At 63.3% G+C, this 23819-nt stretch carries 24 protein-coding genes and 1 pseudogene; 8 read left to right on the top strand and 17 right to left on the bottom strand.

Annotation, left to right across the window (positions count from 1 at the left end):
- Window positions 1-5: 5 nt before the first annotated feature.
- Window positions 6-599: a tRNA-uridine aminocarboxypropyltransferase gene (locus J2X15_RS11595; RefSeq protein ID WP_310342914.1), complete on the bottom strand. Its 594-nt coding sequence runs from the start codon at window positions 597-599 to the stop codon at window positions 6-8.
- A complete protein-coding gene (locus tag J2X15_RS11590; protein WP_310342911.1) occupies window positions 599-1501 on the bottom strand; it encodes a LysR family transcriptional regulator in 903 nt (300 codons plus the stop codon). Before J2X15_RS11590 ends, J2X15_RS11595 begins: the two co-directional genes overlap by 1 nt.
- Before the next feature lie 101 nt (window positions 1502-1602).
- On the opposite strand from J2X15_RS11590, the gene J2X15_RS11585 reads away from it, so the two are divergent.
- From J2X15_RS11585 to add, 3 genes are read left to right on the top strand one after another with little or no spacing between them, the layout of a single operon-like run.
- The gene (locus J2X15_RS11585) at window positions 1603-2595 is read left to right on the top strand and encodes an SDR family oxidoreductase (protein ID WP_310342908.1); all 993 of its coding nucleotides are present in this window, start codon (window positions 1603-1605) and stop codon (window positions 2593-2595) included.
- Window positions 2596-2635: 40 nt separating this feature from the next.
- The gene (locus tag J2X15_RS11580; RefSeq protein ID WP_310342905.1) at window positions 2636-2851 is read left to right on the top strand and encodes a DUF4287 domain-containing protein; all 216 of its coding nucleotides are present in this window, start codon (window positions 2636-2638) and stop codon (window positions 2849-2851) included.
- Window positions 2848-3861: an adenosine deaminase gene (add, locus tag J2X15_RS11575; protein WP_310342902.1), complete on the top strand. Its 1014-nt coding sequence runs from the start codon at window positions 2848-2850 to the stop codon at window positions 3859-3861. Before J2X15_RS11580 ends, add begins: the two co-directional genes overlap by 4 nt.
- Window positions 3862-3945: 84 nt before the next feature.
- On the opposite strand, the gene J2X15_RS11570 is transcribed toward add, so the two are convergent.
- Both J2X15_RS11570 and J2X15_RS11565 read right to left on the bottom strand, forming a co-directional pair.
- Entirely contained in the window at window positions 3946-4278 is a 333-nt protein-coding gene (locus J2X15_RS11570; RefSeq protein WP_310342899.1) for a type II toxin-antitoxin system RelE/ParE family toxin, read from the bottom strand.
- On the bottom strand, window positions 4275-4514 hold the full coding sequence (locus J2X15_RS11565) for a type II toxin-antitoxin system ParD family antitoxin (protein ID WP_310342895.1): 240 nt from the start codon (window positions 4512-4514) through the stop codon (window positions 4275-4277). The genes J2X15_RS11570 and J2X15_RS11565 overlap by 4 nt, the downstream gene beginning before the upstream one ends.
- Window positions 4515-4642: 128 nt before the next feature.
- On the opposite strand from J2X15_RS11565, the gene J2X15_RS11560 reads away from it, so the two are divergent.
- A complete protein-coding gene (locus tag J2X15_RS11560; protein ID WP_310342893.1) occupies window positions 4643-5305 on the top strand; it encodes a DUF4145 domain-containing protein in 663 nt (220 codons plus the stop codon).
- Between the two features lie 109 nt (window positions 5306-5414).
- On the opposite strand, the pseudogene J2X15_RS11555 reads toward J2X15_RS11560, so the two are convergent.
- From J2X15_RS11555 to J2X15_RS11515, 9 genes and pseudogenes are all read right to left on the bottom strand, one after another.
- A pseudogene (locus J2X15_RS11555) lies at window positions 5415-5585 on the bottom strand (Zn-dependent hydrolase); the annotation flags it as partial.
- Window positions 5586-5642: 57 nt separating this feature from the next.
- Complete coding sequence (locus J2X15_RS11550) at window positions 5643-6041, bottom strand: Ivy family c-type lysozyme inhibitor (protein ID WP_310342891.1); 399 nt, start codon at window positions 6039-6041, stop codon at window positions 5643-5645.
- Window positions 6025-7698, bottom strand: coding sequence for a rhomboid family intramembrane serine protease (locus tag J2X15_RS11545; RefSeq protein ID WP_310342890.1), 1674 nt, complete (start codon window positions 7696-7698; stop codon window positions 6025-6027). The genes J2X15_RS11550 and J2X15_RS11545 overlap by 17 nt, the downstream gene beginning before the upstream one ends.
- A gap of 128 nt (window positions 7699-7826) precedes the next feature.
- Window positions 7827-9086, bottom strand: coding sequence for a Zn-dependent hydrolase (locus J2X15_RS11540; RefSeq protein WP_310342889.1), 1260 nt, complete (start codon window positions 9084-9086; stop codon window positions 7827-7829).
- A gap of 29 nt (window positions 9087-9115) precedes the next feature.
- Window positions 9116-10558 (bottom strand): dihydropyrimidinase, encoded by a 1443-nt coding sequence (gene hydA / locus J2X15_RS11535; RefSeq protein ID WP_310342887.1) that lies wholly within the window; start codon window positions 10556-10558, stop codon window positions 9116-9118.
- A gap of 75 nt (window positions 10559-10633) precedes the next feature.
- Complete coding sequence (preA, locus tag J2X15_RS11530) at window positions 10634-11941, bottom strand: NAD-dependent dihydropyrimidine dehydrogenase subunit PreA (RefSeq protein ID WP_310342884.1); 1308 nt, start codon at window positions 11939-11941, stop codon at window positions 10634-10636.
- Between the two features lie 33 nt (window positions 11942-11974).
- Entirely contained in the window at window positions 11975-13327 is a 1353-nt protein-coding gene (locus tag J2X15_RS11525; protein ID WP_310342881.1) for an NAD(P)-dependent oxidoreductase, read from the bottom strand.
- A gap of 127 nt (window positions 13328-13454) precedes the next feature.
- Window positions 13455-14357, bottom strand: a complete 903-nt coding sequence (locus tag J2X15_RS11520; protein WP_310342879.1) for an alpha/beta hydrolase — start codon at window positions 14355-14357, stop codon at window positions 13455-13457.
- 207 nt (window positions 14358-14564) lie between these two features.
- The gene (locus tag J2X15_RS11515) at window positions 14565-15167 is read right to left on the bottom strand and encodes a TetR/AcrR family transcriptional regulator (protein ID WP_310342876.1); all 603 of its coding nucleotides are present in this window, start codon (window positions 15165-15167) and stop codon (window positions 14565-14567) included.
- A gap of 135 nt (window positions 15168-15302) precedes the next feature.
- On the opposite strand from J2X15_RS11515, the gene J2X15_RS11510 reads away from it, so the two are divergent.
- Window positions 15303-16316: a hypothetical protein gene (locus J2X15_RS11510; RefSeq protein ID WP_310342874.1), complete on the top strand. Its 1014-nt coding sequence runs from the start codon at window positions 15303-15305 to the stop codon at window positions 16314-16316.
- 7 nt (window positions 16317-16323) lie between these two features.
- Here the strand turns inward: J2X15_RS11510 and J2X15_RS11505 are convergent, their stop codons facing one another.
- From J2X15_RS11505 to J2X15_RS11495, 3 genes are read right to left on the bottom strand one after another with little or no spacing between them, the layout of a single operon-like run.
- Complete coding sequence (locus tag J2X15_RS11505; protein ID WP_310342872.1) at window positions 16324-17223, bottom strand: LysR substrate-binding domain-containing protein; 900 nt, start codon at window positions 17221-17223, stop codon at window positions 16324-16326.
- Window positions 17224-17232: 9 nt separating this feature from the next.
- Window positions 17233-18036, bottom strand: a complete 804-nt coding sequence (locus tag J2X15_RS11500) for a carbon-nitrogen hydrolase family protein (protein WP_310342871.1) — start codon at window positions 18034-18036, stop codon at window positions 17233-17235.
- 5 nt (window positions 18037-18041) lie between these two features.
- On the bottom strand, window positions 18042-19727 hold the full coding sequence (locus J2X15_RS11495; protein ID WP_310342870.1) for a flavin monoamine oxidase family protein: 1686 nt from the start codon (window positions 19725-19727) through the stop codon (window positions 18042-18044).
- Between the two features lie 204 nt (window positions 19728-19931).
- On the opposite strand from J2X15_RS11495, the gene J2X15_RS11490 reads away from it, so the two are divergent.
- The 3 genes from J2X15_RS11490 to J2X15_RS11480 all read left to right on the top strand — a co-directional run bounded on the left by J2X15_RS11490 (window position 19932) and on the right by J2X15_RS11480 (window position 22456).
- Window positions 19932-21128 (top strand): acyl-CoA dehydrogenase, encoded by a 1197-nt coding sequence (locus J2X15_RS11490; protein ID WP_310342868.1) that lies wholly within the window; start codon window positions 19932-19934, stop codon window positions 21126-21128.
- An 87-nt stretch (window positions 21129-21215) separates the two neighbouring features.
- Entirely contained in the window at window positions 21216-21572 is a 357-nt protein-coding gene (locus J2X15_RS11485; RefSeq protein ID WP_310342865.1) for a nuclear transport factor 2 family protein, read from the top strand.
- A 14-nt stretch (window positions 21573-21586) separates the two neighbouring features.
- Window positions 21587-22456 carry a helix-turn-helix domain-containing protein gene (locus J2X15_RS11480; protein ID WP_310342863.1) on the top strand — a complete coding sequence of 290 codons (870 nt, stop codon included), beginning with the start codon at window positions 21587-21589 and terminating at the stop codon, window positions 22454-22456.
- Window positions 22457-22477: 21 nt separating this feature from the next.
- Here the strand turns inward: J2X15_RS11480 and J2X15_RS11475 are convergent, their stop codons facing one another.
- Window positions 22478-23818: a GH1 family beta-glucosidase gene (locus J2X15_RS11475; RefSeq protein WP_310342860.1), complete on the bottom strand. Its 1341-nt coding sequence runs from the start codon at window positions 23816-23818 to the stop codon at window positions 22478-22480.
- Window position 23819: the final 1 nt, after the last annotated feature.

Raw genomic sequence — 23819 nt, 5'->3', positions numbered from 1 at the left:
AGAGGCTAGTTTGGTATGTAAGTCTGCTGCTGCGTCACAAAGCCGTCGAAGGCTTCCAGCAGCGGCTGCCAGCGCGCAGCATCCCCTTCCAATTGCGCCAGCGCGGCGCAGGTGGCCTCCAGCGTAGACAGCTGGCCGGGTGCGTGTGCCTTGCGGATTGCGTAGCGGCCTGCGGGCACTGCATCCAGCGCCAGCCGCGGCAGGCGCTGCAGCGCAGGGCTTTGGTGCAGCATCTTGCGGCTCTTGCGCCAGGTGGCGTCCAGCACTACCAGCCTGAGTTTTTGTAGATCACGCAGCTGTGCCGGATCCAGCAATGCGGGTGCCGCGTGGCCTTCGTAGTCCGTGGGCGGGTACAGCAGCACGGTGGTTTGGAGCTCCGGCATCAGCGCCTGCAGCGCGGCGTCGTTAAACGTCTCGCCCACCACTAGGCGGCTGCCCGGCAGGCTCAGGTGCAGCAGGCGCGCGCTGTTCTTGGCGTGGTGCTCTTCCAGCGGGTGCTGCAGGATCAGCACTTCACAGGCCGAGGCTGTGGGCGTGATGAAACTGCAGATGCAGGTGGCAAGCGGGCGCAGGCAGCCAGCACAGACGGGGCGCGGCATCACTCCCCCATGTAAGCCTGCAGCCCTTGCAGCAGCGCGTCAAACGCCACCTTGCAGCGCGGCGTGTTGCGCAGGTCTTCGTGCATGGTGAGCCAGGTCTCAAGGCCCAGCGTAAAGCTGTCTGGCAGCAGGTGCACCAGTTGCGGGTCGCGTGCGGCCAGTGCGTTTTGGCAAATGCCAATGCCGCAGCCCGCGCGAATCAGCGCCAGCTGCGCCACGTCGCTGTCGGTGCGCAGGGCAAAAGCGTCGCGCTGCCACAGTGCAAGGCCTTTGCGCGCCGCGCGAACAAACGCTGTTTCCTCGTCAAACCCGATCAGCGCGTGCTGCGCCAAATCTGCCAGCGACTGCGGCGTGCCGCGCCGCTGCAGGTACTGCGGGTGCGCATGAAAGCCCAGGTTCACTTGGCCCACGCGCCGTGCAATCAGCTGCTCTTGCTTGGGCTGCGTCATGCGCACGGCAATGTCGGCCTCGCGCTGCAGCAGGTCTTGCACGCGGTTGCTCAGTACCAGCTCCACCTTCAGGTCCGGGTAGGCGCTTTGTAGCTGCGCAATGATGGGCGGCAGCACCTCCACGCCCATCACCTCGCTGGCGGTCACGCGCACGGTGCCTTTGATGCCCGAGCCCTGACTCTCGGCGGCCCGCTTCAACGCGGCGGCCGAGGTGCTCATGGCCTGGGCAAACGGCTGCAGCGCCAGCGCCGCGTCGGTGGGCAGCAGCCCGGTTTGGGAGCGGGTGAACAGCGCCACGCCCAGCGCCTTCTCCAGTGCGTCAATGTGCCGCCCTACGGTAGGCTGGGCAATCCCCATGGCGCGGGCCGCGCCCGAGAGCGAACCCTCTTCCAGCACGCCCAAATACGAGCGGTACAGCTCCCAGCCAATCTCGGTGTGGTTGTCGGTAGTCATACAGAAATGTATGGCGGCTCGCACATGTTGGTCAATTGCTTATTAGCCCCGGCCCTTCCAAACTTCATCCCATCGCAACACGTTTTTGAAGGAGTCATGAGATGAGCAACAACACGGCATTGGGAAATACGGCCTTGGTACTGGGCGCCACCGGCGGCATCGGCGGCGAGGTGGCACGGCAACTGGTGGAGGCCGGTTGGAAAGTGCGCGCACTGCGCCGTGGCGCCGCGCAAGCTACGGAACAAAAAGACGGTATCGAATGGGTGCGCGGCGACGCCATGAACCGCGCCGACGTGCTGGCCGCAGCCCAGGGCTGCGCCGTCATTGTGCACGCCGTCAACCCACCGGGCTACCGCCGCTGGGCGCAGGTGGTGCTGCCCATGGTGGACAACACCATTGCAGCCGCACAGGCGCAGGGCGCCACCATCGTGCTGCCCGGCACGGTCTACAACTTTGGGCCCGACGCCTTCCCCCTGCTGCGGGAGGATTCACCGCAAAACCCCGTTACCCGCAAAGGCGCCATCCGCGTGGAGCTGGAGCGCCGCCTGCGCCAAGCCAGCGGCCAGGGTTGCAAAGTGATCGTGGTGCGTGCGGGCGATTTCTTCGGCCCCAAGGTGACCAACAGCTGGTTCTCGCAGGGGCTGGTCAAGCCGAATCTGCCCGTCAAGGCCATCAGCCTGCCCGGCGCCCCCGGTGTGGGTCACCAATGGTCGTATGTGCCCGACGTGGCCCGCACCATGGTGGCCCTGCTGCAGCGCCGTGACACGCTGGAGCCATTCGCCGCCTTCCATATGCAAGGCCATTGGGATGCGGACGGCACGCAGATGGCCGCGTCCATCCGCCGCGTTGTCACCCGCCGCGGCGGCGCCCAACCCAAGGTCAGCGCCTTCCCGTGGTGGCTGATGACACTGGCTGCGCCCTTTGTGGCCACCCTGCGGGAGCTGCGCGAGATGCGCTACTTGTGGAAGACGCCGGTGGGCATGCACAACGCCAAGCTGCTGGCCGTGCTGGGGCATGAGCCGCACACGCCGCTGGACCAGGCGGTGGAGGCTGCGCTGGTGGGCATGGGCAACCTGGCCGCCGCGGGCAGATAACAATAGGGGCTCCCCAGACATCCACCGCAAGGAGTTCACCATGGCAGCCCTTCGAGTAGTCAAAGGCCCCGCGTCGTACTTCCCCTCCATCGAGAAAACCTACGGCCATCCCATGGACCACTGGTTTGCGCTGGTGCGCCAGCAGCAGGGCAAGAAGCACATGGAGATCGTCAACTGGCTCAAGGCCGAACACGGCATGGGCCACGGCCACGCCAATGCGGTGGTGGCGTACTGCCTGGCCCAGGCCAAACCATGAGCACGCCCTTGCCATCTGCGGAAGAGGCGCGGCTAAAGGCCCTGCCCAAGGCCGAGGTGCACCTGCACCTGGAGGGCTGCTTTGAAGCCGCGCTGATCGCGCAGTGGGCCCAAACCGAAGGCGTGGCCTTGCCCCGCCCGCAAGAGGACCTGTTCAAGTTTTTGGGCCTGGCAGATTTTTTGGGCTTCTTGGACCTGGCCTGTGGTCTAGCCCGCACGCAAGACCGGCTGGTGGAACTGAGCTACAGCCTCAGCCAGCGGCTGGCGGCCAATGGCACCGGCTATGCCGATGTCATCTTCAACCCTACGCACTGGCACGCATGGCACGGCCGCCTGGGCGCCATGCTCGACGCCATCCACGCGGGCTTTAGCGCAGCGGAGCAAGACGGCCTGCCCGGCGTGGGCCTGTGCGTCAGCCTGCTGCGCACCCAGTCGGCCGATGCCGCCATCGAGCTGGTGGACACGCTCATCACCCTGCGCCACCCGCGCGTGGTGGCGCTGTCGGTAGACGGCAACGAAGCCACCGCCGGCCGCACCGGCCCCCGGTTTGCAGAAGCCTTCCGCAAGGCCGGCAGCGCCGGCCTGCGCCGCACCGTGCACGCGGGCGAATCCAGCGGGCCCGAGGGCGTGTGGGACGCGGTGGACCTGCTGGGCGCAGATCGCATCGACCACGGCGTGCGCGCCATCGAAGACCCGGCGCTGGTGCAGATGTTGGCCGACCGGCAGATCCCGCTGGGCGTGTGCCCCACGTCGAATCTGGTGCTGGGTGTCTATCCGTCCATCGAGGCACACCCCATTGAGCGGCTGCGGCAGGCGGGTGTGCGAGTCTGCGTCAACACCGATGACCCGGCGCTGCTGGGTGCGAGTCTGGTGGGGGAGTACGCGCTGTGCCGGCAGGCGTTTGGGTGGACCGATGAAGTGACGCGGGAGGTGGCGCGGACTTCGATTGAGGCTAGTTTTGCGGAAGAGGAAGTGAAGGCGGGGTTGTTGGCCAGATTGAAAGACTGGTGATGCCCATCTTGGCGATTGCCTACTGTTTGCTATAAAAAGAGAAGCTTCTTGCGCAATGAGTGTGCGGGCTACAAGCTGATTTTCCTATTTTTCGTCTGTGCCGTCGCCCATCCAGGCCGGAATGTCGCGCTTCATGTGCAGCACACGCCATACATCGATGTGGTCGGGCTGTTCCACATAGAAAACCAGATACGGGTACCTGCTCAAAGGCCAGGAACGTAAATCTGGAATTCCCAGCTCGTGCGCGTAGCGCGGGGAACCTGTGGCGGGGTTCTTGCTGATGTGCATATAGGCACGTTCCAGCGCATCTACAAAACCAAGCGCCGCAGCCTCGGCGCCTTGTTCCTGGTAATGCGTGATGGCCTGCTCAATGTCGCCCCGCGCCAGCGTGCGCTGAATCAGCGCTTTGACCTTCACTTGGACTTCTTGCCGCTGATGCGCTTGCGCAGGCTGTCGAAGTAGGCCGCATTGACTGGCGCGGTGGGAGCCGACTGGGCGCCCGCCAGCAGCAGACCGCGCAACTGCTGCCGGTCCTGGTCCTTGCGAATCAACTCACGCACGTACTCGCTGCTGGTGCCAAAGCCACGCGAACCGACTTGTGTGTCAACGAATTCCTTGAGGCCGTCCGGCAGGGAAATGTTCATGGTGCTCATGTCGCAAATTTTAGATGTTTTGGCAAAATTTGCCAAAACTCTATTGATAGCATACCTTTGCGTTACTTATTGCAAGAAGTCGGCATACGGAACATTCAGGCGCTCTATCTCCATTAGTGGGATCTCGTATGCCACAAGCAGCATCGGAGTGGAATTCAAACTTAGGGGGCCGTGGTATGGATATGCCGGAAGATATTGCTCGTGAAGAGTGGTTTGCTGAAATACATGAGAGCATCGCAGCGGAAGCTATTTCTGGTTTTACCTCTGGTCGTCTTCGGTCTTACTACGTACAAAATCCATCTATAGCAAGAAATGTTTTCGCGATCTATCGCGAGGCGAAATCTGCAGTTTCTGTATCACCTACGGCCGCCTTGGTTCTTTTCACTGCCGCAATTGAGGTGACCCTTAAGACAACAATTCTCAAACCCGTGATATATGGGCTGGTACATAACGAATCGATCGCTGATTTGGTTTCCGACTTGGTCGTAAAAAACAATGGACTGGATCGCTTCAAAGATGTCCTGTCCAAGATTCTGGGTCAATACAGTTCTTTGGACCTTGAGAACTACAGAGTGGACGGCCATGAGAAGACCGTTTGGGATGAAATCACTTTAGTCCAAAAGGCTCGAAATGCAGCCTCTCACCGCGCCGATCCTGTTACAGAGGAAATGGCCCTTCTTGCGCAGAAAGTTGCAGCTGTGATCATCACTGAGCTTTTGCAGGGCCTTTTGAATGAACTAGGGCTGGAGCTTCATAAAGACGGACAAATAGCCGCCTACGGTGCAATGTAGGACACAAACGAAGAAAGCTCCTAATTTGCTACTAAATCAGGAGCTATTCGCGCAATGGATATGAGGGTCAGGAGCCAATAGGCCTTATGTTCCTCCCCCTAAGAGTCAGTCAAACCACCCCAGCCCTCTCCAACATCGCATGCAGCAACACATTGCACCCCACGGTGATGTGCTCCGGCTTCGCGCCTTCAATCTCGTTGTGGCTGATGCCGTCCTTGCAGGGGATGAAGATCATGCCGCTGGGGGCCAGCTTGGCCATGTAGACGGCGTCGTGGCCGGCGCTATGCCAAACACCGAGTCACTCAATCTAGAAATAGGCGCGTAGCAGTTTGCGCGTTCAGGGCTTCGCCAGCAGCTCGGCCAACGTTCCCGGTGGCCGCCCCAGCATGAACACACCCGAAGGCAACACCAGCCTGGCATAGGCCCGCCTGTGTTTCCTGAAGTACAGCACCGTGATGTAGTCCGTGTCGCACTGGTGCGGGCGGCAGGCTTCGAAGCGGATGAGGTCTTTCCGCTCGGGGCCCAACTGTATGTGCTCCACAGGGTTGGCCGGTCCATTCAGCTGGGCCAGCCAGGGCTGGCGGATATGGGGGCCCAGCATGGCTGTGTAGGCTTTGCTGAAGTCACGGTCTTTGAGCAATTCCCAGGGGTATGGCTCGGCGGCGGTGCCCGTCGAGCCCCATGCTAGGAGTGCCCAGACCAGGCACCAATGCCCCAAGCTAGCGCTTTTTGCCATTTTGCAAGCTGGCCTGCAGTGCGACAAAGTGTTCCGATATGGCGGTGAGTTCCTTGGAAATATCGGCTGCGCGTTGTGGGTCTGCTGGCTGGGGTTTGTCGCTTCCTTCGGGGAATACGGATTCCATGGCCAGGGATTCCAGCAGCAGTTCTGTCATGCGTTTGGCATCTGTCAACAGGGGCTTGCGGGGATCGGTGTCGGCCAGCGTGACCTTGGAGAGTTCAGCCAGCACTTGGCGCATTCGGGGGGCGAAGACGGTGCGACTGCGGGTGTCGGATTCGCGCAGCGAAAGGGCTCCTTTCTCCACTTGTTGTGCCTCGTCCTGCAGAGCCTGCATGGCCTCTGCCATCGCGCGCATGCCCGATGCCAAGTCCAGCGTCGCGCGCTGGTCCACACGCGCTGCAGGCGCGATGCCGGCCACACCAGCCGTAGCCCCTAGGGTGATGGCTAGGCAGAGCAGGCCCCGGGTCTTGTAGCTACGCACAAATTTTTCCAGATCCAGGCGTTCTGGCAGCACGTAGGCTAGCAGGCAGCCCGCCAGCAAGCCGCCCACGTGGGCTGCGTTGTCGATGCCGGGCTTGGCAAAGCCCTGCCCCAAGGAGAACAGGATGAAGAAGCCTGCGCCGCTCAGCGTCTGCTTGCCTAGGGTCTTGGGTAGCTTGTCACGGTGCTGCAGAAAGCCCACCAGCAGCGCACCCATGATCCCGAAGACCGCACCGGACGCCCCTACGGATACCCCGCCCTGGGCGCTGAAGTGCAAGCTCAAGGCGCTGCCCATGAGGCCGGAGCCCAGATAGAGCAGGGCAAACAGGCGGTGGCCGTAGATGCGTTCGACGGTGACCCCAGCACTGTAGAGGCCCAGCATGTTCAGCGCCACATGCATGAAGCCACTGTGCAGGAACAAAGCACTGGCCATGCGCCACCATTCCCCACGCTGCACCTCCGATGCAGCATTGCCGCCCCAGCCCAGCAAAAGCTCTGCCGGGGTGCCCGCAAATCCGGCGCCATAGCCCAGCGTGACCAGCCATACGGCAGCATTGATGGCGATCAGCCCATAGGTTAGCCAGGGGATAGGTGCTAGGGCCTTGAGCCGCGCATGGAATTCCTTTTCCTGCGCCAACTGGTCTTCGACGGCTGGCGGGGCGACATGCGGAGATTGGCCGTGCCGCTGCCGTTCGATGGCCTGGAGCAAAGCGCCATGCTGGGCTTCGTCCAATGCGGAGAGCGGCAAGGCAGGGCGGGCAGGATTCTGACCATTCCAGAAGCTGCGCTTGTCTAGGTGGCCAGAAGAAGGTCGCAAGACCAGTTGCAGCATGGGAGCGTTGTGCACGCGGGTGAGTGTGATCTCCGCGATATCGCTCCACGCGTAGCGCTTGGTCTTTCCATGGAAAGCGGGGGACCCGATGCCCAGCGCATCTACACTGACATAGGCTTGGCCCTTGTGCATCTGGGAGCGTAGAAACCAATCCAGCAGCCCGAGGAAGGCGAGCATGAAAATCGTCACAAACCAGTTGATGCCATCCTTGGCAGTCGCGCTGGGAATCGCAATGGCAATGACTCCGCCCAGCCACAGCCAGAGTCGGGTCGTGTTCAGTGTGCTCCTTTTTGAGGCTTGAAAGTGTTCTGGTTGTGGTGCGTAAGGCGGTTGTTGATCCATGATGTTTTGTGCTCCCTGGCCGGGGTATCCGGCGCTAGCTGAGTGTAGAGCGACGAACTCCGCTGCCAAGAAAAAACCCGCAGGGCTTACGCTCTGCGGGTTTCATCGTGGCATTTTGTATTTGGTTGTCAAACCACCCCAGCCCTCTCCAACATCGCATGCAACAACACATTGCACCCGGCTGTGATGTGTTCGGGCTTCGCGTCTTCAATCTCGTTGTGGCTGATGCCGTCTTTGCAGGGGATGAAGATCATGCCGGCGGGGGCCAGCTTGGCCATGTAGACGGCGTCGTGGCCGGCGCCTGAGACGGCGGGCATGTTGGAGTAGCCCAGCTTCTTGGCGGCGCGGCCCACGGCGTCCACGCAGTTCTCGTGGAAGGCGATGGCGTTGTAGCTGGACACCATTTCAATCTTCACGTCCACACCGTGCTCCTGGCCCACCTTGGCGGCAAAGGCTTTCACCTCGTCGGCCATCTGGTCCACCAGCGCGTCGGTGCTGTTGCGCAGGTCGATGCTGAACTTCACGCGGCCGGGGATGACGTTGCGGCTGTTGGGGAACACCTGCACCATGCCCACGGTGCCACGGCCGTGCGGTGGGTGGCGGTGCGCCGCAGCCACCACGTCTTGCATGATGCGCGTGGCGGCCAGCAGTGCGTCCTTGCGCAGGGCCATGGGCGTGGGGCCGGCGTGGGCTTCCATGCCGGTCACGGTGCAGTCAAACCAGCGGATGCCCAGTACGCCACTGACCACGCCGATGGTCACGTCGTTGTCTTCCAGCACCGGGCCTTGTTCGATGTGCGTTTCAAAGTACGCACCAATCGGGTGGTCGCCAGGCTCCTGCGTGCCGATGTAGCCGATGCGCTCCAGCTCGCCCTTCACGGTCTTGCCTTCGGTGTCCGTCGCCGCATATGCATGCTCCAGCGTGAAGGCCTTGGCAAACACGCCCGAGCCCATCATCACCGGCACAAAGCGCGAGCCTTCTTCGTTGGTCCAGAAGGCCACTTCGATGGGCGCTTCGGTTTCAATGCCCAGGTCGTTCAGCGTGCGCACCACTTCAATGCCCGCCAACACACCGTAGTTGCCATCGAACTTGCCGCCCGTGGGCTGGGTGTCGATGTGGCTGCCGGTCATGATGGGTGGCAGGCTGTTGTTGCGCCCGGCGCGGCGCATGAAGCCGTTGCCGATCTTGTCGATGGTGATGGTCATGCCGGCGTCCTTGGCCCAGCCCAGCACCAGGTCGCGGCCCTGCTTGTCCAGGTCGGTCAGGGTCAGGCGGCACACGCCGCCCTTGGGCGTGGCGCCAATCTTGGCCAGCTCCATGAGCGAGGCCCAGAGGCGCTCGCCGTTGATGCGGACTTTGTCGATGTCGATGGCTGTTGCGGTGGTCATGGTGGTGTCCTTGGGTCTTAGCTTTGGGTTTAACGCTTTACGGCGGTGGGGGCCAGGGTGTCGGCCCGCAGCTTGTTGGCGGCAAAGTTGTCGCTGAAGGCGGGGCGCTTGAGGTAGCGGCCCTTGCCCTTCACGGCGCGCAGGTCGCCCTGCACGTAGACCAGCTCACCCTGGCTCACGGTGTGGCTGGGGATGCCCTTGACGGTGCGGCCTTCAAAGATGTTGAAGTCGCCCTTGCTGTGCTGCGTCTTCACCGACAGGGTTTTGGTGCCGGCGGGGTCCCACACCACCAGGTCGGCGTCAGCCCCCACGGACACGCTGCCCTTTTGCGGGTAGATGTTGAACAGCTTGGCGGTGTTGGCGGAGGTGACGGCCACAAACTCCGAGGGCGTCAACCGGCCGGTATTCACACCTTCGTCCCAGATCACGGCCAGGCGTTCTTCCACGCCGCCGCAGCCGTTGGGGATCTTGCTGAAGTCGTCTTTGCCCGCGGCCTTTTGCGCGGCGCAGAAGGTGCAGTGGTCGGTCGCCGTGGTGTGCAGGTTGCCGCTTTGCAGGCCGCGCCACAAGAATTCGCTATTGCCCTTGGGGCGGAAGGGCGGGCTCATCACGTGGGCCGCGGCCGTCGCAAAGTCCGGGTGGCGGTAGACGCTGTCGTCCAGCACCAGGTGGCCGGCCAGCACTTCGCCATACACACGCTGGCCGCGCGCGCGGGCGCGGGCAATGGCCTCGGCCGCTTCCACGCAGCTCACGTGCACCACGTAGATGGGCACGTTCAACACGTCGGCAATGGCAATGGCGCGGTTGGCGGCTTCGGCCTCCACCATGGGCGGGCGCGATAGCGGGTGGCCTTCGGGGCCTTTGATGCCCATGTCGGCCACGGTTTTTTGCAGCAGGTAGACCAGCTCGCCGTTCTCGGCGTGCACGGTGGGCATGGCGCCCAGTTCCAGCGAACGCTTGAAGCTGTTCACCAGCGTTTCGTCGTCGCACATGATGGCGTTTTTGTAGGCCATGAAGTGCTTGAAGCTGTTCACGCCTTCTTGCTGCACCAGCGTGCCCATGTCCTGGCGCACCTGCTCGCTCCACCAGGTGATGGCGACGTGGAAGGAATAGTCGCTCGCCGACTTCTCGGCCCAGCCGCGCCACTTGCGGTAGGCGTCCAGGATGTTTTCTTGCGGGTCGGGGATGACGAAGTCGATGATGGTGGTGTTGCCACCGGCCAGGCCGGCTGCGGTGCCGGTGAAGAAGTCGTCCATGGTGACCGTGCCCATGAAGGGCAGCTGCATGTGGGTGTGCGGGTCAATGCCGCCGGGCATCACGTACTGGCCGCCCGCGTCCACGGTCGTCGCACCCGCGGGCGCGGTCAGGTTCTCGCCCACGGCCACAATCTTGCCGTCCTGGGTGATCACATCGGCGCGGAAGGCGCGGTCGGCGTTCACCACGGTGCCGCCTTTGATCAGAATGTTTGTCATAAATGCTCCTAAATTAGTAGCTGCTTGCGCAATGGATACGGGGGCTAAAGGCCAATTTGATGCCTAAACCCCGGCTCAGGCCGCCTGACGCATGGGGTTGTTGGGGTGGGTGGTCCAGTCCGCATGTTTATCGCTCACTAGGCTGCCGGTGCGCAAGTCTTTTTCGCCAGCCGGCACGTCGCGCAGGGTGATGGTGTCTGGCACGGGGCAGACGGTCACGCACAGGTTGCAGCCCACGCATTCGTCTTCCTTCACCTCGAAGTGGCGCTTGCCGTCTTTCATGAAGGTGATGGCCTGGTGGCTGGTGTCTTCGCAGGCAATGTGGCAGCGGCCGCACTGGATGCAGCTGTCCTGGTTGATGACGGCCTTGCTGATGTGGTTCAGGTTCAGGTAGCGCCAGTCGCTCACGGTCGGCACGGCCTTGCCGACGATCTGGTCCACGCTGGTAAAGCCCATTTCGTCCATGTAGTTGGAGAGGCCGTCGCTCATCTCCTGCACGATCTTGAAGCCGTAGACCATGGCCGCGGTGCACACCTGCACCGTGCCACTGCCCAGGGCGATGAAGTCCAGCGCGTCGCGCCAGTTGCCGATGCCACCGATGCCGCTGATGGGGATGCCAGCGGTTTGCGGGTCGCGCGCAATCTCGGCCACCATGTTCAGCGCAATGGGTTTCACGGCCGGGCCGCAGTAGCCGCCGTGGCTGCCCTTGCCGCCGGTAGATGGCGACATGGTCAGCGTGTACGGGTCCACGCCCATGATGGAGTTGATGGTGTTGATGAGCGACACCGCATCGGCCCCGCCCTTTTTGGCGGCGCGGGCGGGGTTGCGGATGTCGGTGATGTTGGGCGTGAGCTTCACGATGACGGGCAGCTTGCTGTACTGCTTGCACCACTCGGTCACCATCTGGATGTACTCGGGGACCTGGCCCACGGCGGCACCCATGCCGCGCTCGCTCATGCCGTGTGGGCAGCCAAAGTTCAGTTCAATGCCGTCGGCACCCGTGTCTTCCACACGCGGCAGGATGGCTTTCCAGCTTTTCTCTTCGCACGGCACCATCAGCGAGACGATCATCGCGCGGTCGGCCCAGTTGCGCTTCACCTCGGTGATCTCGCGCAGGTTCAGCTCCAGATCGCGGTCGGTGATGAGCTCGATGTTGTTGAAGCCCATGAGGCGCCGGTCGGGCGTCAAGAGGGCGCCGTAGCGTGGGCCGTTGACGTTAACGACGGGGGGGCCGGCCTCGCCCAGCGTCTTCCAGACCACGCCGCCCCAGCCGGCTTCAAACGCGCGGTTGACGTTGTAAGCCTTGTCGGTGGGTGGGGCGGATGCGAGCCAGAAGGGGTTGGGGCTTTTGATGCCAGCGAAAGTGGTTGCGAGATTGGCCATGGTGTGACTCCGATGTTCTAGGGGGTTGGCCGTTCAGGCCTTGAGGTAAGCGTGGATGGCTTTGGCCGACTGCTTGCCGTGCTCCACGGCTTCCACGGTCAGGTCCAGCCCGCCGGCACGGCAGTCGCCGCCGGCCCACACGCCCTTCAGGTTGGTGGTGCCCGCGTCATCGGTGGCAATTTTTCCACCGCTCAGCGTCAGGCCCGCGCCCACCAGCACGGGGTTGCCCAGCTTCTGGCCAATGGCCTTGAGCACGGTGTCGGCCTCAAAGGTGATCTCACGGCCCGTGGGCTGCAGCTTGCCACCCACCAGCGCCTGGTCGGCAAAGCGCACACCGGCCACATGGCCGTCGCGGCCCACAATTTCTACGGGTGCCAGCCATTGGTGCAGCACCACGCCATTGGTCTGCGCCCAGTCTTGCTCAGCTTGCGATGCGCCCATGGCATCGCGCCCGCGGCGGTACACCATGTGCACCACCTTGGCGCCCAGCAGCTTGCTTTGCACCGCGGCGTCCACTGCGGTCATGCCGCCGCCAATCACCACCACGCGGCGGCCCACGGGCAGCGTGGCCTTGTCTTCGGTCTGGCGCAGCGTGGCAATGAAGTCCACCGCGTCTTGCACGCCTTCCAGCTCTTCACCGGGCACGCCAAGCTGGTGCGTGGTGGCCAAGCCCATGCCCAGGAACACGGCGCCAAAGTCTTTGCGCAGTGCTTCCAGTTGCGCCACGGTTTCCAGCTTCCAGCCGGTCTGGATGGTGATGCCACCAATGTCCAGCAGCCACTGCACTTCGCGCTGGGCAAAGTCGCCGGGCGTCTTGTAGCTGGCCAGGCCGTATTCGTTCAGGCCACCGGCCTTGGGCTTGGCGTCAAACACCACCACGTCGTGCCCCTCACGCGCCAGCGTGTAGGCACAGGCCAGGCCCGCGGGGCCGGCGCCCACCACAGCCACCTTTTTGCCGGTGGGCGCGGCGCGGGTAAAGATCTGCGGCTTGTCGCTCTCCATCAGCGCGTCCACCGCGTGGCGCTGCAGGCGGCCGATGGCGACCGGGCGGTCCTCCTGCGTGTTGCGCACGCAGACGGCCTCGCACAGGTTCTCGGTCGGGCAGACGCGGGCGCACATGCCGCCCAGGGGGTTGCTCTCGAGAATCGCCTTGGCAGAGCCGCGCAGGTTGCCGTCGGCAATGCGCTTGATAAACGACGGCACATCAATGCTGGTGGGGCAGGCCGTGGCGCAGGGTGCGTCATAGCAATACAGGCAGCGCTCGGCTTCCAGCAGGGCTTGGGTATTGGTAAAGCGCGGGGTGGCGTCGGCAAAGCGCTGGACGTATTCCTCGGTGCTGAGGCGGCCGGCGCGTACGTCGGCGGGAGAGGATGAGGGGGTGGACACGCGGGCAACTCCTATAAAAACTGACCGTTTGGTCAAGTCATGAGTTGCATGCTAGCAATCCACGTGCCACGCTGTAACTAGGGTTTGCCCGCAACCCCCGGCACGGGGGTGCGGCCCGTCAGGTCGCTCAGGCTAAAAAGTCGGCCACGGCCTGCATGACCTGGGCGTCACGCAGCAGGCGGGTGTGGCCCAGGCCGTCGGTGGCCAGCAGCCGGGCGCTTGGTATGGCCTGGGCAAAGGCGGCGCCGTCGGCAAAGTGGTTGATGCGGTCGCCCCGGTCGTGCACCACCAGCGTGGGCTGGGTGATGCGCGGGCCGCTGGCGTGCGGTTCAAACTGAGTCATGACGATGCCCTCGCGTGCCTCAATACGGCGCTGCAGGGCGGCGCGCATAGGCTCGTGCAGGCCAAACACCTGGGCAAACAGGCGCGTGTATTCGCGTGGCGAGGCCGGTGGCGCCAGCAGCACCACGCGCTGCGTAGGCAGGCCGCGTGCGGCGGCAAATGCCAGCGCATTGGCCGCCAGCGAGTGCGCCACCACGCCGTGCACCACCTGCCCCTGCTGGGCCAAGCGGGCCAGCGTGTATTCAATAGCGCGGGCAAACTGCGGCAGGTTGCTCACCCGGCCAGCGCTTTGGCCGTGGGCCGGCAAATCCAGCAGCACCGGGCGCAGGCCTTGGGCCATCAGCGCCTGGGCCAGCGGCAGCATTTGGCCCGCATGGCCGCCCCAACCGTGCACCAACAGCACGCACGCGCCCTCGGCTGGTGCGCCTTCGGCGGGTGTGGGGTGGTGCAGGGTCAGGCTGGCTTGTTCAAACGCCCAACGCTCTTGCGTCCAGGTGCCGGGCCAGGGGCGGTCGCGGCGCAGCCAGCGCGGCGGCAGCGGCGTGCCGAACAGGCGGTAGGCCAGGCGAAGCCCCAGCGCCGGCCAGAGCCGCTGCGAGGTACCCAGGGCCAGGCGCAGTACGCGGGTGGCGGGGTTGCTGGCGTAAAAGTCAGAGGTGGCTTGCAGGGCGGTGGTCGTGGTTGACATGGTGGGCTCCATTGCGTGTCAGTAGTAAATCCAGTCCGCATTGCTGCGGGGCAATCCGTCAAACAGCCGGCACAGGCGCAGGCCCAGGTAGAGCAAAGCAACCACCGCGGCGACAAACAGGGCAAAGATCAGCATGGGATTTCCTTTCTTCGCACAATCGTGCGAAATTGAGTCGAACCAAGGGAACGGGTAGGCATGGGGATGACCTCAGGTGCGGTAGCTGGCCAGCATGCGCTGCCAGGTGGCTTGTGCGTGCTGGGAGGCGTGGGTGTCGCGCAGAAAGCGCGCATCGTGCAGCAGGGCCATGGCCATGCCGTTGAGTTCAGCCACCAACTGGCCAGGGTCGGTGTCGGGGCGCAAGTGGCCGGCGTCCATGGCCTGCAACACCGTGCGCCGCAGCGCGGCGCGCCAGCGGGTCACTTCCTGGAACAGCAGGTCGCGCAGCTCGCCTTCGCGGTCGTCCAGCTCAAAGGCGCCCGCGGTGTACAGGCAGCCGGTGTGCACTTCCACATCGCGCATGCGCACAATCCAGCGCTGGACAATGCCGTCCAGCCGCGGCAGGCCCTTGGGGGCTTGCATGGCGGGTACAAACACATCGGCTAGGAAGCGACGGCCGTACTCCTCGATAACAGCCTTCTGCAGTGCCTCGCGCGAACCCACGCGGGAGAACACGCCGCTCTTGGACAGGCCCGTGCGGTCTGCCACCACTTGCAGGTTGATGGCCTCCAGGCCTTCGTCCGCAGCGAGGTGCAGCGCCGCATCCACGATGGCGGCACGGGTCAGTTCACTTTTATGGGTCTTGGCGTCCATGCGGCGAATATTAGCACGGGTGTGCGAAATTTGCCAAATGCCAACATCCGGGCACTTGGCATTGACATGCCGTTGTCACACCTTTGTCATGCAGCGCGACCACAGTGCGTCCTTTTGACCCACTAGGACGTCCACATGCTGCTCCGCTCGCTCACCACCCTGGCCATTGCCCTCAGCCTCACGGCCTGCGCCACCGCGCCGGGTGCCGGCCGCTCCAGCTACACCTTTGGCTTGTGGGGCGACATGCCCTACAAAAAGGCGGGTGACGATGCCAAGTTGCCAGCTGTGCTGGCCAGCATCAATGCATCCGACGTGGCGTTCTCCATCTACGACGGTGACATCAAGGATGGCAGCTCCAAATGCACCGACGACATCTACACCGACGCACTGGCCATGTTTGGCAGCATGAAAAAGCCCGTGGTCTATGTGCCCGGTGACAACGAATGGACCGACTGCCACCGCAGCAACAACGGGGGCTATGACGCGCTGGAGCGCTTGGGCCACTTGCGCCGGGTCCTGTTCCCCAGCGCCGCCAGCCTGGGCCAAACCACCATGCCACTGGAACACCAGGGCAGGTTGGGTGAGAAGTATGTGGAAAACACCCGCTTCAGCCGGGGCCCTGTGGTGTTTGCAGGCCTGAACGTGCCGGGCAGCAACAACAACGTGATCCTGAGCGAGAAAGAATGCCTGAGCAAGAGCGCGCGCAACGCCGCCCAGTGTGATGCTGCCAATGCCGAGTACCTGGAGCGCGACAACGCCAACGTGCTGTGGCTGCAACAAACCTTTGAGCAGGCCAAGGCCAAGGGCGCGTTGGGCGTGGTGCTGGTCATCCAGGCTGACCCCGGGTTTGACCTGCCCGAGACCGAAGACGTGGATGAAAGCCAGCTGCCCCAGTACAGCGGCTACCGCAACTTTATGGCCCAGATCGTCAAGCAGACCGAAGGCTTTGCGGGCCAGGTGCTGCTGGTGCATGGCGACACCCATTTCTACAAGGTGGACAAGCCGCTGTATTCCCCCACCAAGCTCTTGCCCAACCTGACACGTTTGCAAACCTTTGGCAGCCCCAGCCTGCATTGGGTCAAGGTGACGGTGGATGCGAATGCCGAGCAGCTGTTCCAGATCCAGCCGGTGATCGTGCGCCAGCCCTGAGCCCTGGCTAGCCCTGGCTGGCTTGCTGCAGCCAGGTGCTGAAGCTCTGCACAGCGGGCTTGTCGTCGGCACCTTCGGGCAGCACCAGGTAATAGTGACGTGCGCCGGGCAGTGGCGCTGGGTGGGCCAGCACCAGCTCGCCGCGGGCCAACTCGGCTTCTATCAACAGGCGTGGCACCAGTGCCACACCCATGCCCTGGGCGGCGGCGGCCGTCGTCATGGAAAACTGCTCGTAGCGCGGACCGGACAAGGCCAGCGGTGCCTCCACGCCCTGCGCGGCAAACCAGGCTTGCCAGCTGTCGGGCCGGGTGCTTTGCTGCAGCAGGGGCAGGGTGGCAAGGGTCTTGGCACTCAGGCTTTTGCGACCTGCCAGCAGCGTAGGGCTGCACACGGCCACCACTTCTTCCGCCATCAGTGGCACGCCGCGCGTGCCTGCCCAGTGCTGCACCTGGGCCTCGGTACCCGCGAAGATGGCGGCGTCAAATGGCGTGTCGGCAAACAGGAAAGGCCGGGTGCGGGTTTCAATATGCACCGTGGTGTCGGGGTGCAGCGCCTGAAAGGCCTGCAGGCGCGGAATGAGCCAGCGCGCGGCAAAGGTGGGCACGCTGGCCAGCTGCACTGTGCCGCCGCGACCTTGGGTGGACATCAGGTCCAGCGTGTCCTGCTCCAGGCCGCGCAGGCGCAGCGCCACCTGCTGGGCGTAGCGGGCGCCGGCCGCGGTCAGCGCAACGCCGTGGCGCGTGCGACGAAACAGCGGTGTGCCCACCAGTTCTTCCAGGGTCGTGATCTGGCGCGAGACAGCGCTTTGCGTCAGCGCCAGCTCTTGCGCGGCGCGCGTAAAGCTCTCGTGGCGGGCCGCGGCATCAAAGCACAGCAAGGCCTGGGTGGCGGGGATTTTGCGGCGCATGGATGGGTGTCAGGGTGTGCGGGGTGGCACCGTGGCGGCGTCCCGCACATGGCGGTTTGCCGCGCGGGCCGCAGTCAGGCGTGCATCGTCCAGTGTGGCGAGCAGCAGGGTGGCACTGCGGTCGGCCTGTGCCACGGCCTGACCATCCGGGGCCGCCAGCAGGCTTAGCCCGCCGTAGTGCACATCGCCCTCGGCACCCACGTAGTTGGCGTAGGCCACATACAGCTGGTTCTCATACGCGCGCACGGGCACCAGAGTCTGGGCCACAAAGTCGTAGGCCGGCATATTGGCCGTAGGCACCACGATGAGGTCGGCCCCCGCCAGCGCCAGGCGGCGCGTGGCTTCGGGAAACTCCACGTCGTAGCAAATCAGCAAGCCAATCGTCCAACCCTGCAGCCTGAAAGTAACGGCGCTAGGCATACCGGCCGCAAACTGTTGGCGGTCCAGGTCGCCAAACAGATAGGTCTTGCGGTAGTTCAGGCAGCGCTGGCCTTGCGCATTGATCCATTGCGCAGCGTTGAAGACTGTGCCGCTGGCGTCGCGCTCCGGGTAGCCATAGACCACTGCAATACCGTGGCGTTGCGCAATGGCAGCCACGGCCTGGGCCCAGGCGCCATCGGCCGGCTGGGCCAGCTGCTGCACGGCCGCAGCCCCAATGGCGTAGCCGCTGACAAACATTTCGGGGCATACCAGCACTTGCGCCCCGGCTGCCGCGGCGTGTTGTGCGGCGTGTTCTAGCCGTTGCAGGTTTCCCACCACGTCCAGCGGTGCGGGAGCGCACTGCAGCAGGGCCAGGGTCAGGGGCGTGCGCATGGCGTTCAATCTGGCAGGGCCATCGGGCCCAGCGTGGCGAACACATCACCGGGGCCGGGGTTGCTCGCATGCGTCTGGCCACCCAGGTGGTGAACGATGCCCCACACCGCATTCAGCGAGGTCTGTACCGCACCCTCTACCCAGGCCGGTGTCCATGACACATCGTCCCCGGCAATGAACAGGCCTTTCTGTTCGGAGGGAAACGCCTCCTGCATGAAGTGCGCATACATGCGCTGGTTGTAACGGTAGTGGCCGGGCAGTGCGCCCTTGAAGGCCCCCAGAAAATACGGGTCCGCCTCCCACGATACGCAGATGGGGTCGCCAATGATGTGGCTCGCAATGTCCACCTTGGGGTAGATCTTCTTGAGAGCCTGCAGCGCCAGCTTCACGCGCTTCTCGGGCGACTGCGGGAGCATCTTGAGCGCGTCGCCCATCCAGGCGTACGACAGGCAGATGACGGCGGGCTGGCCTGGACCGTTGTCAAACAGATAGGTGCCGCGTGTGAGCCGGTCGGTCAGCGTCATGCTCATCACATCGCGACCGGTCTCGGGGTCTTTGTCTTTCCAGAATGGGCGGTCCACCATCACAAAGGTTTTGCTGGACTGCATGTAGCGCGTGCGGTCTAGCGCCATCCACATCTTTTGTGAGAACAGGGACTCTTCCACCGCAATTTGTGTGGTCAATAGCCAGCTTTGGCAGGTGGTGAGCACGGCGCTGTAGTGGCGTGTGTCGCCCCAGCAGTCGGTTACGGCCAGGCGGCCATCGGTGGCGCGGGCAATGGCGGCCACGCCCGCGCGCGTGGCTCCAGCGTGCAGGCTTTGCAGCGTGGTGCCGACGGGCCAGTGGGTGATCTGCGTGGGTGCATGGCGCCACAGGCCGTGCGGCACCTGGTCGGCACCGCCGACGATAAGGCGTTGTTCATCGTCACAGTTGGTCAGCACCACACGCAAGATTTCGAGCATGGAGTTGGGAAAGTCCGAGTCCCAACCCCCCGTGCCAAAGCCCACCTGGCCAAAGATCTCGCGGTGCCGGAACGACAGCTTGGAAAACGCCTTGGAGCTGGCAATGAAGTCGTAAAACGTGCGGTCGTCCCACAGCGGCACCAGCGTGTTCCACAGGCGCTTGAGGGTGGGCACGTCGCGCGTGCGGATGGCGTGCTGCATGTCTGAAAAGCGGGCATCGTCTTCCAGTGCCTGGGCCCAGGCCTCAGCCACTTCGCGGAACACGGCCGGCAGGTCGGCCAGTGATTGCGCGTAATGGGTCTCGCCTTCCAGGTCAATCACCGTGCTGCCCGAGGCGGCTGTCAGCGGGTTGGGGAAGGGGCGTGTCTGCAGGCCCAGTTGGTTGACGTAGTGGTAGAACGCCGTGCCCGACACCGGGAAGCGCATGCCGCCGAGTTCTGCAACGGTGGCTTGCGTGCCTTCAAAGATTTGCGAGCGCAGGCGGCCGCCCATCTTCGAGGCTTCGTAGACGACGGGCTTGAGCCCCAGCTTCATGAGCTCATAGGCCGCCACCATGCCGGCCATGCCCGCACCCACAATGGCCACCTCTTCACCCATGCGCGCGGCGGGCAGCTGGCCCAGACCCGCGGGATGGGCAATCCAGTCGTCAAACGCGAAGGGGAAGTCGGGCCCGAATATGGTGACCGGCGGCCGTGTGCCGGGAGCGGTGGTTGCTGTGGTGTTGCCCATGGCATGAAGCCTCGAAACAAAAAAACCAACTATGGCATAGGCATGCATGAATCGCAAGATAGCCTGCCGCAACTGTGGGCCAACATAGCGAAGATCATGGAGTTAAAAATGCGCAAAACGCATACCTTGGTGCAAAAGCCTTGATTGTGTGAACCGAGCCCACGGGCTACCATAGTCACCCCAACCATTGCCTGGAGCTTCCTCATGCCGCACGCCGCTTTTAACTGGCAAGATCCCTTTTTGCTGGACAGCCAGCTCAGCGACGACGAGCGCATGGTGCGGGATGCGGCGGCAGCCTATTGCCAGGACAAGCTGCTACCGCGCGTGACGCAAGCCTTTCGCGATGGCAGCACTGACCCAGCCATCTTTCGCGAGATGGGCGCTCTCGGTTTGCTGGGTCCGACGATTCCTGAGCAGTACGGCGGCCCCGGTCTGAACTACGTGGCCTATGGCTTGATTGCGCGGGAGGTGGAGCGGGTGGACAGCGGCTACCGCAGCATGATGAGCGTGCAGAGCAGCCTGGTGATGGTGCCCATTTTTGAATTTGGCACCGAGGCACAAAAACAAAAGTACCTGCCCAAGCTGGCCACGGGCGAATTCATTGGCTGCTTCGGCCTGACGGAGCCCGACCATGGCTCGGACCCCGGCAGCATGGCCACGCGTGCCCACAAGGTGGCCGGTGGCTACAAGCTGAGCGGCAGCAAGATGTGGATCAGCAACAGCCCGATTGCGGATGTATTTGTGGTGTGGGCCAAAGAGGTGAGCGAAGGCGGCAAGGTCGGTCCCATCCGCGGTTTTGTGCTGGAAAAAGGCATGGCCGGGCTGAGCGCCCCCGCCATCCACGGCAAGGTTGGCCTGCGCGCCAGCATCACCGGCGAGATCGTGATGGACGGCGTGTTTTGCCCTGAGGAAAACGCTTTCCCTGAGGTGCAGGGTCTCAAAGGCCCGTTCACCTGCTTGAACAGCGCGCGTTACGGCATCGCCTGGGGGGCGCTGGGCGCGGCCGAAGACTGCTGGCTGCGCGCGCGCCAGTACACGCTGGACCGCAAGCAGTTTGGCCGCCCGCTGGCGGCCAACCAGTTGATCCAGAAAAAGCTGGCCGATATGCAAACCGAAATTGCGCTGGGCCTGCAAGGCTGCCTGCGCCTGGGCCGCATGAAAGACGAGGGCACAGCGTCGGTAGAGATCACCTCCATCCTCAAGCGCAACAGCTGTGGCAAAGCCCTGGACATTGCGCGTCTGGCGCGCGACATGATGGGCGGCAATGGCATCAGCGACGAGTTTGGCGTGGCCCGCCACCTGGTGAACCTGGAGGTGGTGAATACCTACGAGGGCACGCACGATATCCATGCGCTCATCCTGGGCCGTGCGCAGACAGGCATTGCGGCTTTTGCCAATTGAATGGGGCTGTAATCAAAAGCACAAAATATCAAAGGGACGCTTTTTCGCAACGAACAATCGGGTTCTCTTTACCCCTTTGGAGTTGCGATGAATCACCCTTTGAACTTGACTTGGGAAACCTATGTGGCCTCCTGGAGAGCTGCAACCGATGCAGAAAAGCAGGCATTGTTTGCGCAAAGCCTGGATCCGCACTGCGTGTACAACGACCCCAATGCGGCCACCCACGGCTGGCAGGAATTGACCTCGTACATGCAGGCGTTTCATCAGCAAGTGCCTGGCGGCCACTTTCAGACCAAGACCTTTGATGCCCACCATCAGCAAAGCCTGGCCACGTGGAACATGCTGGACGGCGAGGGCCAGGTGATAGGCGAAGGCACGAGCTACGGCCAGTACAACGGCGATGGGAAGCTGGTGGCGATGACAGGCTTCTTTGCCGCGACTTGAAGGACATCCCAACCGTGCACTACCTCAAACGCGTTCAGCAAGGCATTGACTATGTGGAAGCCCATCTGGACACGGAGATTGAGCTGTCTGATGTGGCCAAAGCTGCGGGCTTGAGCCAGTGGCACTTTCAGCGGGTCTTCAGGGCCTTGACCAACGAGACGCTGAAGACCTACATACGGTCACGTCGCTTTGCCAAGGCGCTAGACCAATTATTGGCTACCAAGCTGCCCATTCTGGATATCGCTTTGGCCGCTGGGTATGAAACACAGGAGAGCTTTACTCGCGCCTTCAAGTTGTGTTTCCGCCTTACGCCGGGTCAGTACCGTGTTTTTGGAAACCGGTCCTTGTTCGTAAAGAAAGTGGAGCTGGATGTGGACTACCTGCGCCACATCCACCGCAATGTGTCCCTGGTTCCAGAAGTCTATGAACAGCGCGCCATGCAGCTGGTGGGTGTGCGCACGCTTTTCTATGGCCTCGATTCCGAGAAGAACAACCTGGCCAAAAAGCTGCCGCCACTCTGGGCAAGCTTTTTGGCCAGGTTGGCTGAAGTGCCGCATGCCGTGCCCGGCGTGTGCTATGGCGTCGTCAGCCCGGTGCGGGAATCGTCGGACCAGTTGCAATATTTTGCGGCGATTGAAGTTAGCCATCGTGCCGAACTGCCTGTTGGCATGCTGGCTCTGGACGTGCCCGGTGCACGCTACGCCAGGTTCTGCCACCAGGGGCCAGCAAACGGAATAGACAACACGGTCAACTACATCTATTCCAGTTGGTTGCTGAACTCTGGCACCTGGCATGCAGGTGGCGTGGATCTGGAGGTGTATGACTCACGCTACCACCCTACGTTGGACACCTCGCTGATGCACTACGCCATTCCCATTGGTTAATGGGGAGGGCGTCAGGGCAGCTCAGCGTGTATAGGGTTGGGCGCCCTGGCTGGCGATGAAGTCGCGCAGCCACAGCGCGCTGTCTTTGGGAATGCGCTGTTGGGTGGGGTAGTCCACATAGCAGATGCCGAAGCGGCGCGTGTAGCCGTGGCCCCACTCGTAGTTGTCCAGCAGTGACCACGCCAGGTAGGCGCTGACGGGCACACCGCTATCGCGGGCCTGCGCCACGGCGGCAATGTGGGATTCCAGGTAGTTGCGGCGCACAGGGTCGTGCACCTGGCCATCCTCCAGCACATCGTCCATGGCGGCGCCGTTTTCGGCGATATAGATATCGGGCACGCGGTAGTCCTGGTGGATGCGTACCAGCATTTCACGCAGGCCATCGGGCCAGATCTCCCAGCCCATGTCTGAGAACGAAGACGTCGCGCAGCGCACCTCGGCCGCATGGGGGAAGGCTTTGGCGGCGCTGTGCGCCACATGGCCACGCGAGTAGTAGTTGATGCCCAGGCTGTCGATGGGCTGGCAGATGGTGGCCAGGTCGCCCGCTTGGACGGTGGGCACAGCCGCGCCGTAACCCTCCCAGATGTCTTGCGGGTAGTGGCCCAGAAACATGGGGTCCATGAACCAGCGGTTGAACACGCCGTAGGCGTTGTACGCGGCCTGGCGCGAGGCGGCCGAGTTGTCAGCCGCGTGGTAGGGCTTCACGTCCAGCACCACACCTAGACGGGCTTTACTGGTGTTGACGCGCAGTGCCTGCATGCCCAGCCCGTGGGCGAGCATGAGGTGGTGAGCCACTTGTAGGGCCTTGGCCTGGTCCATCTCGCCTGGTGCGTGGCGGCCTTCCAGGTAGCCCACGGTGGCCGAGCAGCGGGGCTCGTTGAAGGTGGCGTACCCATAGACGCGGTCGCCCAAGCGCTGCGCCACCACGGCGGCGTAGTCGGCAAAGGCGTGGCAGGTTTCGCGGTTCAGCCACCCACCCTGCGTGTGCAAGCCCATGGGCAGGTCCCAGTGGTACAGCGTGGCATAGGGCGCAATGCCGTTTTCCAGCAAGCGGTCCACCAGCTGGTCGTAAAAATCCAGGCCCTTGGCGTTTACCGCGCCACGGCCGTTGGGAATCACGCGCGGCCAGGCAATGGAGAAGCGGTAGGCGTTGTGGCCCAGCGAGCGGATCAGGTCCACGTCTTCGCGCCAGCGGTGGTAATGGTCGCAGGCCACATCACCCGTGCTGTTGTCCTTGATGCGTCCGCTCTTGTGGGCGAACTCGTCCCAGATGCTGGGCTTGCGGCCGTCTTCGTTGACGGCGCCTTCAATCTGGTAGGCCGAGGTGGAGGCGCCGAAGTGGAAGTGGGCAGGAAATGGCATG

Origin of the sequence: Rhodoferax saidenbachensis (genome assembly GCF_031457975.1) — a bacterium.
GTDB classification, from domain to species: Bacteria; Pseudomonadota; Gammaproteobacteria; order Burkholderiales; family Burkholderiaceae_C; genus Allorhodoferax; species Allorhodoferax saidenbachensis_A.
Note: the sequence above shows the minus strand (reverse complement) of the source record. Positions and strands in the feature narration are given on the sequence as shown.

Bases quoted from the DNA above. Each gene is read 5' to 3' on its own strand.
- J2X15_RS11595 (WP_310342914.1), bottom strand. From the start codon at position 599: ATGCCGCGCCCCGTCTGTGCTGGCTGCCTGCGCCCGCTTGCCACCTGC.
- J2X15_RS11590 (WP_310342911.1), bottom strand. From the start codon at position 1,501: ATGACTACCGACAACCACACCGAGATTGGCTGGGAGCTGTACCGCTCG.
- J2X15_RS11585 (WP_310342908.1), top strand. From the start codon at position 1,603: ATGAGCAACAACACGGCATTGGGAAATACGGCCTTGGTACTGGGCGCC.
- J2X15_RS11580 (WP_310342905.1), top strand. From the start codon at position 2,636: ATGGCAGCCCTTCGAGTAGTCAAAGGCCCCGCGTCGTACTTCCCCTCC.
- add (WP_310342902.1), top strand. From the start codon at position 2,848: ATGAGCACGCCCTTGCCATCTGCGGAAGAGGCGCGGCTAAAGGCCCTG.
- J2X15_RS11565 (WP_310342895.1), bottom strand. From the start codon at position 4,514: ATGAGCACCATGAACATTTCCCTGCCGGACGGCCTCAAGGAATTCGTT.
- J2X15_RS11560 (WP_310342893.1), top strand. From the start codon at position 4,643: ATGCCACAAGCAGCATCGGAGTGGAATTCAAACTTAGGGGGCCGTGGT.
- J2X15_RS11550 (WP_310342891.1), bottom strand. From the start codon at position 6,041: ATGGCAAAAAGCGCTAGCTTGGGGCATTGGTGCCTGGTCTGGGCACTC.
- J2X15_RS11545 (WP_310342890.1), bottom strand. From the start codon at position 7,698: ATGGATCAACAACCGCCTTACGCACCACAACCAGAACACTTTCAAGCC.
- J2X15_RS11540 (WP_310342889.1), bottom strand. From the start codon at position 9,086: ATGACCACCGCAACAGCCATCGACATCGACAAAGTCCGCATCAACGGC.
- hydA (WP_310342887.1), bottom strand. From the start codon at position 10,558: ATGACAAACATTCTGATCAAAGGCGGCACCGTGGTGAACGCCGACCGC.
- preA (WP_310342884.1), bottom strand. From the start codon at position 11,941: ATGGCCAATCTCGCAACCACTTTCGCTGGCATCAAAAGCCCCAACCCC.
- J2X15_RS11520 (WP_310342879.1), bottom strand. From the start codon at position 14,357: ATGTCAACCACGACCACCGCCCTGCAAGCCACCTCTGACTTTTACGCC.
- J2X15_RS11515 (WP_310342876.1), bottom strand. From the start codon at position 15,167: ATGGACGCCAAGACCCATAAAAGTGAACTGACCCGTGCCGCCATCGTG.
- J2X15_RS11510 (WP_310342874.1), top strand. From the start codon at position 15,303: ATGCTGCTCCGCTCGCTCACCACCCTGGCCATTGCCCTCAGCCTCACG.
- J2X15_RS11505 (WP_310342872.1), bottom strand. From the start codon at position 17,223: ATGCGCCGCAAAATCCCCGCCACCCAGGCCTTGCTGTGCTTTGATGCC.
- J2X15_RS11500 (WP_310342871.1), bottom strand. From the start codon at position 18,036: ATGCGCACGCCCCTGACCCTGGCCCTGCTGCAGTGCGCTCCCGCACCG.
- J2X15_RS11495 (WP_310342870.1), bottom strand. From the start codon at position 19,727: ATGGGCAACACCACAGCAACCACCGCTCCCGGCACACGGCCGCCGGTC.
- J2X15_RS11490 (WP_310342868.1), top strand. From the start codon at position 19,932: ATGCCGCACGCCGCTTTTAACTGGCAAGATCCCTTTTTGCTGGACAGC.
- J2X15_RS11485 (WP_310342865.1), top strand. From the start codon at position 21,216: ATGAATCACCCTTTGAACTTGACTTGGGAAACCTATGTGGCCTCCTGG.
- J2X15_RS11475 (WP_310342860.1), bottom strand. From the start codon at position 23,818: ATGCCATTTCCTGCCCACTTCCACTTCGGCGCCTCCACCTCGGCCTAC.